At 68.3% G+C, this 11,806-nt stretch carries 14 protein-coding genes and 1 pseudogene; 8 read left to right on the forward strand and 7 right to left on the reverse strand.

Translation table 11 applies throughout. The annotated features are described in order from the left end of the window. Positions 1-30 precede the first annotated feature (30 nt). Both CVA01_RS02505 and CVA01_RS14825 read left to right on the forward strand, forming a co-directional pair. Complete coding sequence (locus tag CVA01_RS02505) at positions 31-516, forward strand: hypothetical protein (protein WP_014011103.1); 486 nt, start codon at positions 31-33, stop codon at positions 514-516. Next, positions 516-683, forward strand: a complete 168-nt coding sequence (locus CVA01_RS14825; protein ID WP_014011102.1) for a hypothetical protein — start codon at positions 516-518, stop codon at positions 681-683. The genes CVA01_RS02505 and CVA01_RS14825 overlap by 1 nt, the downstream gene beginning before the upstream one ends. A gap of 4 nt (positions 684-687) precedes the next feature. Here CVA01_RS14825 and CVA01_RS02510 read toward each other — a convergent pair whose 3' ends face one another. From CVA01_RS02510 to CVA01_RS02525, 4 genes are read right to left on the reverse strand one after another with little or no spacing between them, the layout of a single operon-like run. After that, a complete protein-coding gene (locus CVA01_RS02510; RefSeq protein ID WP_141328372.1) occupies positions 688-1,461 on the reverse strand; it encodes a class I SAM-dependent methyltransferase in 774 nt (257 codons plus the stop codon). Further along, positions 1,458-2,273 carry an ABC transporter ATP-binding protein gene (locus CVA01_RS02515; protein WP_141328374.1) on the reverse strand — a complete coding sequence of 272 codons (816 nt, stop codon included), beginning with the start codon at positions 2,271-2,273 and terminating at the stop codon, positions 1,458-1,460. The genes CVA01_RS02510 and CVA01_RS02515 overlap by 4 nt, the downstream gene beginning before the upstream one ends. Continuing rightward, entirely contained in the window at positions 2,270-3,286 is a 1,017-nt protein-coding gene (locus tag CVA01_RS02520) for an ABC transporter substrate-binding protein (RefSeq protein WP_170209665.1), read from the reverse strand. The genes CVA01_RS02515 and CVA01_RS02520 overlap by 4 nt, the downstream gene beginning before the upstream one ends. 2 nt (positions 3,287-3,288) lie before the next feature. After that, positions 3,289-4,452 carry a FecCD family ABC transporter permease gene (locus CVA01_RS02525; protein ID WP_141328378.1) on the reverse strand — a complete coding sequence of 388 codons (1,164 nt, stop codon included), beginning with the start codon at positions 4,450-4,452 and terminating at the stop codon, positions 3,289-3,291. A gap of 109 nt (positions 4,453-4,561) precedes the next feature. On the opposite strand from CVA01_RS02525, the gene CVA01_RS02530 reads away from it, so the two are divergent. Continuing rightward, positions 4,562-5,611: a hypothetical protein gene (locus CVA01_RS02530; protein WP_174775592.1), complete on the forward strand. Its 1,050-nt coding sequence runs from the start codon at positions 4,562-4,564 to the stop codon at positions 5,609-5,611. Between the two features lie 137 nt (positions 5,612-5,748). Here CVA01_RS02530 and CVA01_RS15565 read toward each other — a convergent pair whose 3' ends face one another. Next, positions 5,749-6,147 carry a DUF4143 domain-containing protein gene (locus CVA01_RS15565; protein ID WP_373862654.1) on the reverse strand — a complete coding sequence of 133 codons (399 nt, stop codon included), beginning with the start codon at positions 6,145-6,147 and terminating at the stop codon, positions 5,749-5,751. Here CVA01_RS15565 and CVA01_RS02535 point away from each other — a divergent pair. Continuing rightward, positions 6,037-7,047, forward strand: coding sequence for an MsnO8 family LLM class oxidoreductase (locus CVA01_RS02535; protein WP_141328380.1), 1,011 nt, complete (start codon positions 6,037-6,039; stop codon positions 7,045-7,047). The genes CVA01_RS15565 and CVA01_RS02535 overlap by 111 nt on opposite strands. Before the next feature lie 120 nt (positions 7,048-7,167). After that, positions 7,168-7,515, forward strand: coding sequence for an ArsR/SmtB family transcription factor (locus tag CVA01_RS02540; protein ID WP_141328382.1), 348 nt, complete (start codon positions 7,168-7,170; stop codon positions 7,513-7,515). Positions 7,516-7,534: 19 nt separating this feature from the next. On the opposite strand, the gene CVA01_RS02545 is transcribed toward CVA01_RS02540, so the two are convergent. Then, positions 7,535-8,182 carry a copper chaperone PCu(A)C gene (locus CVA01_RS02545; protein ID WP_141328384.1) on the reverse strand — a complete coding sequence of 216 codons (648 nt, stop codon included), beginning with the start codon at positions 8,180-8,182 and terminating at the stop codon, positions 7,535-7,537. A gap of 133 nt (positions 8,183-8,315) precedes the next feature. On the opposite strand from CVA01_RS02545, the pseudogene CVA01_RS02550 reads away from it, so the two are divergent. Beyond that, positions 8,316-9,823 (forward strand): annotated as a pseudogene (locus CVA01_RS02550) (PepSY-associated TM helix domain-containing protein). Here the strand turns inward: CVA01_RS02550 and CVA01_RS02555 are convergent. Next, positions 9,795-10,520 carry a flagellar basal body-associated FliL family protein gene (locus CVA01_RS02555; protein WP_141328386.1) on the reverse strand — a complete coding sequence of 242 codons (726 nt, stop codon included), beginning with the start codon at positions 10,518-10,520 and terminating at the stop codon, positions 9,795-9,797. The pseudogene CVA01_RS02550 and the gene CVA01_RS02555 sit on opposite strands and share 29 nt — an antisense overlap. A 206-nt stretch (positions 10,521-10,726) precedes the next feature. On the opposite strand from CVA01_RS02555, the gene CVA01_RS02560 reads away from it, so the two are divergent. Both CVA01_RS02560 and CVA01_RS02565 read left to right on the forward strand, forming a co-directional pair. Next, positions 10,727-11,032, forward strand: a complete 306-nt coding sequence (locus CVA01_RS02560; protein ID WP_014011090.1) for an urease subunit gamma — start codon at positions 10,727-10,729, stop codon at positions 11,030-11,032. Positions 11,033-11,042: 10 nt separating this feature from the next. Continuing rightward, positions 11,043-11,801, forward strand: a complete 759-nt coding sequence (locus tag CVA01_RS02565; protein ID WP_141328388.1) for a hypothetical protein — start codon at positions 11,043-11,045, stop codon at positions 11,799-11,801. Positions 11,802-11,806: the final 5 nt, after the last annotated feature.

Genomic DNA, 11,806 nt, shown 5'->3' on the forward strand with positions numbered 1-11,806 from the left:
GGCGCCGCCGACGCTGCTAACTTGGATGCCATGTCCACCACCAGCCAGGTCGCCGCGAATCAGGGTGTTTCGGGAGCCACTGCCCCGTCGCCCGACACCGCTGCGTCGACCGCACAGGCTCCGTCGGCCACGCCGGCGAAGTCGCTGAGCCGCGCCGACCGGTTCATGTACCGCATGCTGCGGATCCGTCCCGAGCAGATCGACAAGATCGACATGGAGGCCATCGCCGGCGCCCACCGGGCCTTCCGCTGGGCGATCGTGGTCTCCGCCGTACGCTGCACGATCAGCTACGTGATCATCCCGATCCTGATCCCGGTGCTCAGCGTCATGGGGTCCCTGGCCGCTCCGATCACCATCGCCCTGTGCGTGGTCGCACTGGTCAACGGCTGGCTCGGCGTCCGCCGGTTCTGGGTCACCGACCACCGCGGTAAATGGGGCTACACCTGGTTCATGGCGCTGATCTACGTGATCAGCATCGTGACCATCGTCCACGAGATTGTGAAGGTCGTGTCCTGATGAAGAACGACGAAGCCACCGAGTACGAGGCCGCCCTGCAGGAGCAGCAGGACCGCGAGGCACAGCAGCCGGAGATCCCGCACTCCTCCAACGCCGACGTGGTCACGCTGGTCCTCGGCGCGATCATGATCATCGGCCTTGTCGTCTGCATGACCATTTACATGTAGCTCTCTACGGGCATCGCGCCGTCACCACGAAGTGAGGCCTGGACTCATGCCCCGGCGCCACCCCGAAACGCAGGTCCAGTTCCGCGACCTGCGGCAATGGCTTCACAATGACATCGGTGAATCCCGCGACCAGGAACACCTCGGCGAAGTCCTCCATGGACGCTGCGGTGCCCAGCGGCAGTGCCCCGAGCGTCGCCGGGTCATAGGTACGGACGAAGGCGTCCTCCCCGTCTGCGGACGGGACCTTCATCGCGGGGGCCACACCGTGCGGGAACCAGGTCGCGTCCACCGCGACGACCGTTCCACCCGGACGCAGCAGCGTCCGCCAGGCCCGGGCTGCGGCGACCGGGTCGGGGAGCGTCCACAGCACGTAACGATTGACGACGGCATCGAGAGAGGACGCCAGGATGCCGGGAGCATGGGCGTCACCGATGAGGACGCGCAGGTCAGGGTGTGCGGCCTGGGCGGCGGAGACCATACCGGGGGAGTGGTCAACACCGGTGACGCGGTGACCTGCATCCGCCAGCAGCGACGCCAGATAGCCGGACCCGGTGCCGACGTCGAGAATGTCGAGAGCTCCGGATCCCTCCCTGCCGCAGCCGTCCAGCGCGGTGGCGAACACCGACGCCCACAGTTCACGGTCGACCGCGGCACGCGCCCCGGAGACCTGGTGTGCGTGGTACTCGGCGGCGCGGCCGGACCAGTAGAAGTCCAACCTGTCCTGCAGCGCGGCGGTCTCGGTAATTGCGCTGGTCTCGGTGGTTGCGGCTGTGGTCATGAGGACACCTCTTCCTTCGTCAGGACCTCCGGGCGAACCGGCGTGGTCCGGGCGGGTCGCGGGAATACCAGGGTGATCTCTCCGTCCACGTCGAGCCGTGTCACCGGCAGGCCGTACACCGGTTCCAGCACCTCCGGGGTGAGCACCTCGTCCGGCGTCCCGGTCGCGACCACCATGCCGTGGTCCAGGACCACGAGCCGGTCACAGTACCGGGCGGCGAGGTTCAGGTCGTGGAGCACCACCACCGAGCCGGGCAGGCCGGCGACGAGTTCCAGGACATCGTGCTGGTAACGGATGTCCAGGTGGTTCGTCGGCTCGTCGAGCAGCACATGGCGGGCCTGCTGGACCAGTGCCCTGGCGATGAGCGCCCGCTGCCGTTCCCCGCCGGACAGTGCCGACAGGTCCCTGCGGGCCAGGGAAGTCATCCCAACCGCGTCCAATGAATCTTCGACGATCTCCCGGTCCCGCTCACCCGACCGGGATCCGAAGCTCTGGTGCGGCAGCCGGCCGAGCATCGCCAGTTCGGCGACTGTCATCGGCATGCCGGAGGACGCCGCGTCCCGTTCCTGGGCGACGACCGCCACGGTGCGCGCAATCTCCCGCCGCCGCACCTGCGTCAGGTCCTCCCCGTCGAGCAGGACGCGACCCGCTGTGAGGGACGCGGACCCGTACAGGGCACGCAGCAGAGTGGTCTTCCCGGAGCCGTTCGGGCCGACGAGACCGAGCGTCCCGGAATCCGGCACGGTCAGGTCCACACCGGCCACGGCACGGGCGGAATCGTAGTTGATCTGGACGTTCTCCGCGGTGATCATCGGCGGGTTCCACCGGATGCCGGGTCCGGAGCCGCCGCGCCGGAGGCGTCCGGCAGGTCGCGCAGATAGGCGTCGACCTGCTCCAGGCCGTCGACGGCCAGCGGGGTCGGTGGTTCGGCGTAGTTCAGCAGCAACGGCAGGACCTGGCCACGCTGCCCGGCGGTGGTGCGGTCCATGCCCGGCAGTCCCTTCACGGCGCCCACGATCTCGTCGGCGGAACCGTCGGAGTACAGGGCGAGGACCACGTCCGGGTTGCGGTCCACGATGTCCTCGGCCGTGACCTCGAAGACCCGGTCCGACTGGTCGGCGTAGACGTTCTCCGCACCCGCGGCCTCCACCACAGGGGCGGCCATCGAGCCGGTGCCGTAGGCGTAGGTCACCCCGCCTCCGACGGTCGGGTAGAGCACGGCGATGCGGTAGGGGGAGCCGTCAGGCTTCGTGGGGGTGGCGGCGTCCTCGATGGACGCCAGGCGGTCCTGCAGGGCCGTGACATACTCCTCCGCCTCCGCGCCCCGGTCGAAGACGGTGCCGTACAACCGGATCTGGTCCCAGGCATCGTGCCAGGTCACAGGTCTTTCCAGGGAACCGCAGAGGGCAGGCTCCTCGATCAACGGCACGTCCGAGCTGGCCAGGGTCTGCCGGTTGACGGTGTCCGTCTCGCCGAGGACGAGGTCCGGACCGGTGGCGACGACCTCCTCACGGGAGATCTGGAGATGGCCTGAGGCGTCCGTCTTGTCGGTCAGGGAAGGGATCGCCGCCAGGGCGTCGTTGGTGGCGTCATCGTAGTAGGCGGTGGGATACTTCCCGGCCCGGTTCTTCACCCGGTCGAGGACGCCCAGGTGCTGCAGCGTCGGCACCGACGCGGACTTCAGCAGTGTCACATTCTCCGGCGGACCGTCGAGGTGGACGGTGTCACCGCAGTTGTCGACCTCAATGGCGGAGGTGCTGCCCTCGGAGCCGCAGGAGGCGAGGCTCACGGTGAGGCCGGCGGCGAGAGTGAGTGCGAGGGTCATTTTCACTGGTCTGCTCCCTGGTGCATACGACGGACGAGGATGAGGAGGAACGGGGCGCCCACCAGGGCGGTGATGATGCCGATGGGAATCTCCTGCGGGGCGAGCAGGGTGCGGGAACCGATGTCCGCCCAGCACAGCAGGATCGCGCCGAGGAGGGCGGCGACCGGGAGGACCGCCCGGTGTGCCCCGCCGACCATCCGACGGGCGAGATGTGGGACGACCAGGCCGACGAAGCCGATCGACCCGGCCATCGCCACGACCGTGCCGACGAGCAGGCAGGACAGGATGAGCAGCAGGATGCGCATGCGCTCCGGGTGGACGCCCAGGGTCAGTGCGGTCTCGTCACCGGCGGTGAGCGCGTCGAGACGCGGGCCGAGAATGAGGAGGACGGCGGTGACCACCAGGACCACGACGGCGACCGCGACGAGCGGCCCGGACCAGGACGCCAGGCCCAGGGACCCGAGCAGCCAGAACATCACCGACCGGCTGGATTCGGCGGAGTCCGAGGCGAAGATCATGAAGCTGGTCAGCGCGGACAGGGCGTAGCCGACGGCGACACCGGCCATGATCAGTCGGTTCGGGGTGAGGCGTCCTCCGGAGCGGGCCACACCGAAGACCACGAAGGACGCCACGGTGGCGCCGAGGAAGGCGCTGGTCTGCAGGGCGTAGTCGCCGAACCCGGCGCCGACACCGGTGAGGATCGCGGCGGCGGCCCCGACCGAGGCGCCGGAGTTCACACCGAGGACGTAGGGGTCGGCGAGCACATTGCGGACCGTGGCCTGGAGGATGACGCCGGCGACGGCGAGCCCGGCGCCGACGAGTGCGCCGAGGACGGCCCGGGGTGCGCGGATCGTCCAGATGACGGCGTCGTGCCGGGCGAGGTCTGTGGGGGTTCCGCCGGTGTCGCCGAGATCCAGGGCGGTGCCGAAAAGGTGGTGGGCGAGGATGCGGGCGGAGTCGGCGGGGGAGACCCCCACCGGACCGAAGCCGACGCTGAACACCAGGGTGACCAGCAGTGCTGCAGTGAGGGAGAGGAGCCAGAGTCCGGTGCGCCGGCGTGCGGCGTGGACGCCGAGAACGTCCGCGCGGGCGGTGGTGCCGGTGCTCGTGGCGCCGGTGACAGCGGTTCCTGTGTTGTCGTCGCGTCGGTTGCCGAGGATGGTCACCGCACTGACGCTAGCCTCCGCGTCCGCTCAGTTTCACATTCAATCGACCGTTTGAATGAAGGTTTTACCTGGCTGTAACGAAGTGGAGGCGTCTGACTATTGTGCCTTCGTGACGTTTCAGGAACAGAACATCAGCCCCGGTAATCCGTTCACCGGAGGACGCACCAGGCGCCGCGCGACAACCGGGCAGGCCCGGCTGATCATCGCCCTGCTCGTAGTACTCATCGTGGTCGTGGCGACGGCCGGTGCCTGGTTGATCTGGGGACGTGGCGGGGACGACGATTCGGTCACCGGTCCTGTAGCTGCGTCTTCGTCTGCGGTGCCGGAAACGGAGAGCGAGGCGCAGCCGGAGATCGACTCCGTCGCGTTGCTGGAGAACGCCCAGGTTGACAGTGTGAATCCGGCGCCGGTGCCGGAGTCGGTCGAGGCTTGGGGCGACTACGTGAAGAACCGCTCCTGGACCGGGATGCTGCGTGTCTTCGAACTTGCCGAGGCCTCCCCGGTGACGGAGGAGGGCGGTTCGCAGTTCCGGAACACCATGAACCATTGCGGGGAAGTCATGTACCTCGTGACTTTCCGCTCGGTCAACGAGAACGTCCTGCTGGACGCGCAACTGCTGGATGCCGCGAAGAGCGTTCGGGCGCATGCGGAACTGCACGACGGCTGGATGCTCGGGACCAACTGCGAGCTACCGCAGTTCGTGTTCGTCAGCTCGACGGACACCAGCAACCTCGGTGATGTCGCCTACGACGTCACCGAGTACCGGCAGTCCTCGGTCGCGGCGCCTGCAGCCGGGCCCGCTGCGGAGCCGACTTTTGTTGCCTGCGATGACGGCATGCTGACGGCAAAGGGCCGCTACAGCGACGGATCCTGGCGGGATACGCCTGAGTGCGACACCGAACAACACCGCCGTGCGGTCCGTGCAGAGGCAGTGTGCGGCGGACCCTACCCGCCGGCCGGGGCCACGCAGGCCGAGTACGCGGCACTCTGCGGTGGCAGCTCCATGCCGATGCCCCTGGACACGACTCCGGCAGCACCTGTACCGTCCCCAGTTCCTTCTCCGGTTAACCCGCCGGCACCTGCTCCTGATCCTGGTCCCGGCTTCGCTGACCCCGGCTACGACCCCGAGGGGGATACAGCCCGTGGCGAGTCCGAGTAATTCGTAGGGGACGCGATACGGTTTCGGCTCATACCCGGAGCCGTTCGACGGGAAGCGTGTGCAACCTGTCCTCGACCGGATAACCTCGGCGTCCGAGGCGGAAGGCGATGCCCGCGATGAACGCGTCCCCGAGACGGTCACGGAGCTTCCGTAGTCCGGACAACTGCTTCGGATCGACATGGTCGCTGGCCTTTCATCTCGAAGGACACCACGGCACCGTCCTGCCGTTCCAGGACGAAGTCGACTCCATCGTTGTCACGGGTGCACCAGTGCCCGGCAGTCACCACATCATCCATCCACGTTGACTCCCGGATGATCTCCTGGACCACGAAAGATCCCAGCAGATGCCCGAACTCGGTGAGAGCGGAGGCGGCACCCAGCTGGAGCTTGGACCAGCGAACAGCCGTCGGTCCACAATGGAGACCATGAAGTACTCCCTCGTCGAACTCGCACCCGTCACACCCGGACACACCAAGCACGAGGCCCTGACCCGCGCACTGGACGCCGCCGTCGAGGCCGAGCAGCTCGGCTACCACCGTATCTGGTTCGCCGAACACCACAACGCCACCGGTTACGCGTCCCAGGTCCCCGAGCAGCTCATCGCCCTAGCCGCCGAACGTACCGACCACATCCGCGTCGGCTCCGGCGCGGTGCTGCTCAACCACTACAGCCCGTACTCCGTCGCCGAGCGGTTCCTCCAGCTCGAGGCGCTCTTCCCCGGGCGCGTCGACCTCGGCCTGGGCCGCGCGACCGGTGGGCCGGTGGTGGACGCCGCGCTCCAGCGCGACCGGAGTGCGCAGCGGCGCGACGACTACGGCGACCAGGTCCAGGAAATCCTCGCCTACTACCACCGCGCCTTCGGCGAGAAGCACCCCTTCGCAACGCTCGACCTGACCCACGGCATCGACTCCGTCCCCGAGGTGTTCACCCTCGGGTCCTCCGGGAACAGTGCGGGCTTCGCGGGTCAGCTCGGCATCGGCTACGCCTTCGCCGGCTTCATCAACCCGCGCGCGGCGAAGGCGGCGCTGCGCTCCTACCGGGAGAGCTTCACCGCCACGCCCTTCGGTCCGGGGACGCCGCAGATCATCCTCGCCCTCAACATCGTCGCCGCGCCGACCGAGGAGGAGGCACTCACCCTGACCTGGCCGAACCGGGCGATGTGGGCGGACCTGCGCGCCGGGAAGCCGGGTCCGGTGCCGCTGCTGGCGGATGCGGCGTCCTCCCTCAGCCAGGAACAGAAGGACATCCCGGCCCACGTCGAGGGCCTGATGCTGCCGCAGTGCCTCGCCGGGACGCCTGACTCGCTGCGTGGCCAGCTGCGTCCGTTCGCCGAGAAGTTTGGCGTCACCGAAATCATGGTGCAGGACGCCCTGAACGACCCGGAGCTGCGCAGTCGCTCGCGAGCGCTCATCGCCGAAGCACTGGCGGGGCTGTGACCGACCGCCCGCGTACACGATCATGACGGATCGGGCCGTTGCGTTGTACGGAGGACACGGATCCGTCACGATTGTGTACAGCGCTGTCCCCGACCACAGGTCGGGCTACACTACAGACCCATGACCGGCGGCGACGGACACAATCACGCGCAGGACGCACAGAGCGACGAACTCACCCACCTGTGCATACTGTCCGACGACTGGGCGGACACGTTCCGACTGCTCGGCGACCCCACCCGCCTGCGACTGCTCACCCTGCTGCACTACGAGGGCCCGGGGACGCTGAGCATGTCCGAGCTCGCTGACCGTGCAGGAGTGAAGACCGCCACCGCGTCCGCCGCGCTCAGGCTCCTGACCACGGCGGGTATCGTCACGGCGACCCGGGACGGCCGGATGATGCGCTACGCGCTGACGGATGAACGCGTCCACCGGCTGCTCCATCACCTCGGCGGCACGCACGCGCACTGACCGGTCAGCCTGACCGGCGTCAGTGATCGGCGTGGTCCATGCCGTCCATGCCGTCCATGCCGTCCATGTCTCCCATGTCCGTACCGTCGTAGTCCTCGTGCCCGGACTGCTGGACGCGGACCGGGATGTCCGTCAGCTCGTAGGTGCTCCCGTCCTCGGCAGTGAGGGTGAGGGTGAGCACGTCACCTGCGGCGATGTCCTCATGGTTGTCCATCACCATGATGTGGTGTCCACCCGGGGCCATCTCCACCGTTCCGTTCGCCGGGATCGTCATGCCGTCCTCCATTTCACGCATGACGCCGTCGACGACCTCGTGGTACTGGTAGATGCCCGGCATCGACCCGGCGACCTTCGTGAGGTGGATGTCCGTGTCGGTGTGGTTCGTGAGGCTTCCGAAGACCGCGGTCATGGCCGTGTCAGAGTCCTTCGCGCCGACATAGCCGTCTTCGAGGGTGACAGCACCCTGCTCCGCCTCCTCACCTGAGGCACCTGCGGCTCCTGTGCCTTCCGCGGAACCGGTGGAGCTGTCGGTCGAGGCCGACGATGCGGTGCTCTGTGCCGCGTCCTCGGAATCCTCGTCGCTGCAGGCGGCGAGACCCAGGGCCAGGGTGGTGGCCAATGCTCCGGTGGTCAGCAGGCGGGGGAGACGGAAAGAAGAGGGGGTCATCGGTGTCCTCACAGTAACGGGATATCAGTACACGCGCTGCCGGGACAGTCCGACAGTCCAACTCAGGTAGTCGCGCGGGAACCCCGGAAAGTTCCCCGGAACTTTCGCCGCAGAATCGCCGACTACTTCGTCTGTGACGACGACAACACAGCACCCCTCATCCGGTGCCGGTTCCTCCGGCCCCGCCAGGTCAACCGCCTCCGGACCACCCCGCCCTTCCCGCCAGACCTCGCGGTTGTTGACCCGCCTGCACTTCTTCGCAGGAATCCTCTGCGCCCGTTCATCCTGGTCGCCGCGGTCAGCGGACTGCTGTACGCGGTGGCCCCGACGGTCGAGCAGGTCGTCTACCACGACATGCTCACCGACACAGCGACGGACGAACACCCCACCGCCGAAGCGGTGAGCGCGCAGGTGGAGACCGCCCGGGAGAAGCACCCGGACCTCGCCCTGGCCGGTATCCGCCTCGGCGACGCCGGCGAGACAACCCGCGTCCTGTTCACTGACCCGGAACTGCCGGAATCCACCCTGCGTGCGGTCTTCATCGACCCCTACAGCGGTGATGTCAAGGGCGACAGCACCCAGTACGGCAGTTCCGCGTCGCTGCCGCTGCGGCAGTGGATCTCGGACGGGCACAGGAATCTCTGGCTCGGGGAGAACGGACGCCTGTACTCCGAACTCGCGGCGAGCTGGCTCGGCGTCCTCGCCGTCGGCGGAGTCATCGTCCTGTGGCGACGTCAGCGGAAGGGCAGCGGTACCGGATCCCGGGCCCGGGGGATGCTGCGCCGCGACGGGAAGGGCCGCACCCGCGTGATGCGGCGTCACGGTGCCACCGGGACGATCATCGCGGTCGGCCTGGTCTTCCTCACTGTCACCGGTCTGACCTGGTCATCTGTCGCCGGGACAAACATCACGCAGGTCCGGGAGAACCTGAACTGGGGCACCCCCTCGGTCTCCACCGACCTGCCCGGGATGCAGGGCTCCGCTCCGACGGTATCCGCAGAGCATGCCGGCCACGCAGGCCACGCCGGTCATGACATGGCGTCGATGTCACCGACGACCGTCAGCGGACTCAACGCCGGCTCCATCGACCGGGTGGTCGACGGTGCGCAGCGGGAACTGCGCACCCCGATGACGCTCACCCCGCCCACCGCCGACGGCGCGGCCTGGTCCGTCGCCGAGAACCGCGACTCCTGGCGGCTGACAACGGATGCCGTCGCCGTCGACTGGGCCACCGGCAAGGTCACCGACCGGCTCGACTCCGCCGACTGGCCGTTGGCGGCACAGGCCACCGCGTGGCTGATCCAGCTGCACATGGGCACCCTGTTCGGCCTGCCGAACCAGATCGTGCTCGCCCTGCTCGCCGCGGCGATCATCGCCATGGTGGTGCGGGGGTACGCCATGTGGTGGATGCGCAGGGGACGCAGCGTGCTCGCGGCCCCGCCGCGGCACGCCGGGTGGGGACGCCCCACCGTCGGGACGCTCGTCCTCGGCGCGGCCCTGGTGGTCTACGGTGTCATCGCCCCGGTCTTCGGGGCGACCTGCCTGGTGTTCCTGGCACTGAGCCTGGCGTGGGACATCTCCCGTCGCCTGATCCGGCGACGTGGAGGCGAGGTCACGCCTGGGGATCGCCTTCCTGGGTGACGCCGGCGACCTGCACCTCGCCGTCGAGCTTGAAGAAGAGCAGGCTCATGACGTCGTCGCCGTTCTCGTCGGTGATGTAGACGAGGCGGGAGGCACGCAGGGTGTCCTCGTCGATGTCGGTGCGCTCCAGCATCTCGTTCATGCCGTCGATGTCTTCGTCGGCGAGATCCTCGAACTCGGACTCGGCGGGCTTCTCGGTCCGGCCGACATCGACGCCGCGGGCGAAGTACTCCTCGACCTCGGCGATCCCGTCTTCGCTGAAGGACCCGAGGTCGTCCTTCTCCTGCTGGTAGACGGCGTCCACCAGGTTGTCGCTGCCCCAGTCGAGGTAGTCGTCGACGGTCTCGACCTCGGTGAAGGACTCCGCGATGTCGTGCATGCGGTCCTCATCGCTGTCATCGTCACCGCCGATGAGGAAATAGGCGGCGACAGCTGCGGAGATGACGACGATCACGGCGATGACACCACCGATGATCAGGCCCGTCTTCTTCGTCGGCGACTGCCCGGCGGGCGGCTGCTGGCCCCAGTGGGAGGGGTCGAGGCCCTGTCCCTGCTGCCACGCCTGGCCGGGATGGTCTGACTGAGCCTGCCACAGCTGCTGCGGATCCTGTGGCGGCTGCTGCTGCTGAGGGTTCTGCCCGTACGGGTTCTGTGGATTCTTCGGTTCGCCCCAGGAGTTTCCGGACTGATCAGACATGTCTTCTTCCTCTGTTGTCGACTCTGTTTCCACTGTAGAACTTTACGGAGGTGATTTTCAGGCCCGAATGTGGGGAAAGGGACACCCGGGAACCGGTGGAGGACGCCGCCCGCCGAGTGTTTCCGCGGAGTTAAACCCCACAATCGGCGGCACACGGCGTCCCGCCCCGGCAGTACCGTAGGGGCAGAACCGACCGGAAGGACGCCATGGATCTCACTCCCCGGGAGCAGGAGAAACTCCTCCTGTTCACCGCCGCTGAAGTCTCCCGCCGCCGCCTCGCCCGCGGCCTGGCACTCAACGTCCCGGAGGCGACCGCGCTGATCAGCGAGGCCGTCGTCGAGGCCGCCCGGGACGGGCGCACCGTCGCCGAGGCGATGGAGATCGGCACACAGGTCCTCGGCCCCGACCAGGTGCAGGAGGGCGTGCGTGACCTGCTCAGCCTCATCCAGGTCGAGGCGACCTTCCCCGACGGGACGAAGCTGGTCAGCGTCCACGACCCGATCGGGCAGTAGGAGGAGCGGCATGAGCATCACCGTCCTCTACGCCGGCGCCGAGGCGTCCACCCCGGATGCGCTCGCCAACGCCACCGGCGTCCCCGTCGTCACCGGCCCCCGCGCGCTCGCCCCCTACCTGGAGCAGGCACGTCAGCAGGAGGAACCGCTGGTCGTCATCCCCGCCGGGACCGACCGTGACCTCACCTCGGTCACCCAGGCCGCGCAGGCCCTGCAGTGGGCACAGCGTTCCGGTACCGAGGTCATTCTCGGCCCGTCGCTGGTGGACGCCACCCGCGCCATCGCCGAGATGCGTCGTCATCTGCGCGCCGCGAAAGGGAAGGACGCCGTCCTGATTCTCGCGAAGACGGTGGATCCTTTCGCGGACGCCGAGCTGCTGCGCAGGGTGCGCCTGGCCCGGCAGTTCTCCGAGGACCTCGAGGTCGAGGTCGCTTTCGAGGGATCCTGGCCGACCCTGGAGAAGGCCCGCGAGCGGCTGCGTCTGCTGGGTGCCCACGACGTCGTCGAGTTCCGCGCGGACCTAGCGCTGGGGGAGGACAGGGAGGATGCAGGCACGGCTGAACCACTGTTCCGGGCGTCCGCCCTGGCCACGGCGGTGGAGCGGGCGGCGCACACGGCAGTCCACCTGGCCCGTGACCACCATGACGACGGCATCGCCGTCGGCCTGCTCGCCGACCACGCCGCCGGGTTCGCCCACTCCCACGGCGACGAAGACCATTCGCCTTCGCACCCCCGTTCCCACGGCCATTCGCACAGCCACCACCACTAGGCAGG

It is taken from the genome of Corynebacterium variabile (assembly GCF_006539825.1).
GTDB classification, from domain to species: Bacteria; Actinomycetota; Actinomycetes; order Mycobacteriales; family Mycobacteriaceae; genus Corynebacterium; species Corynebacterium variabile.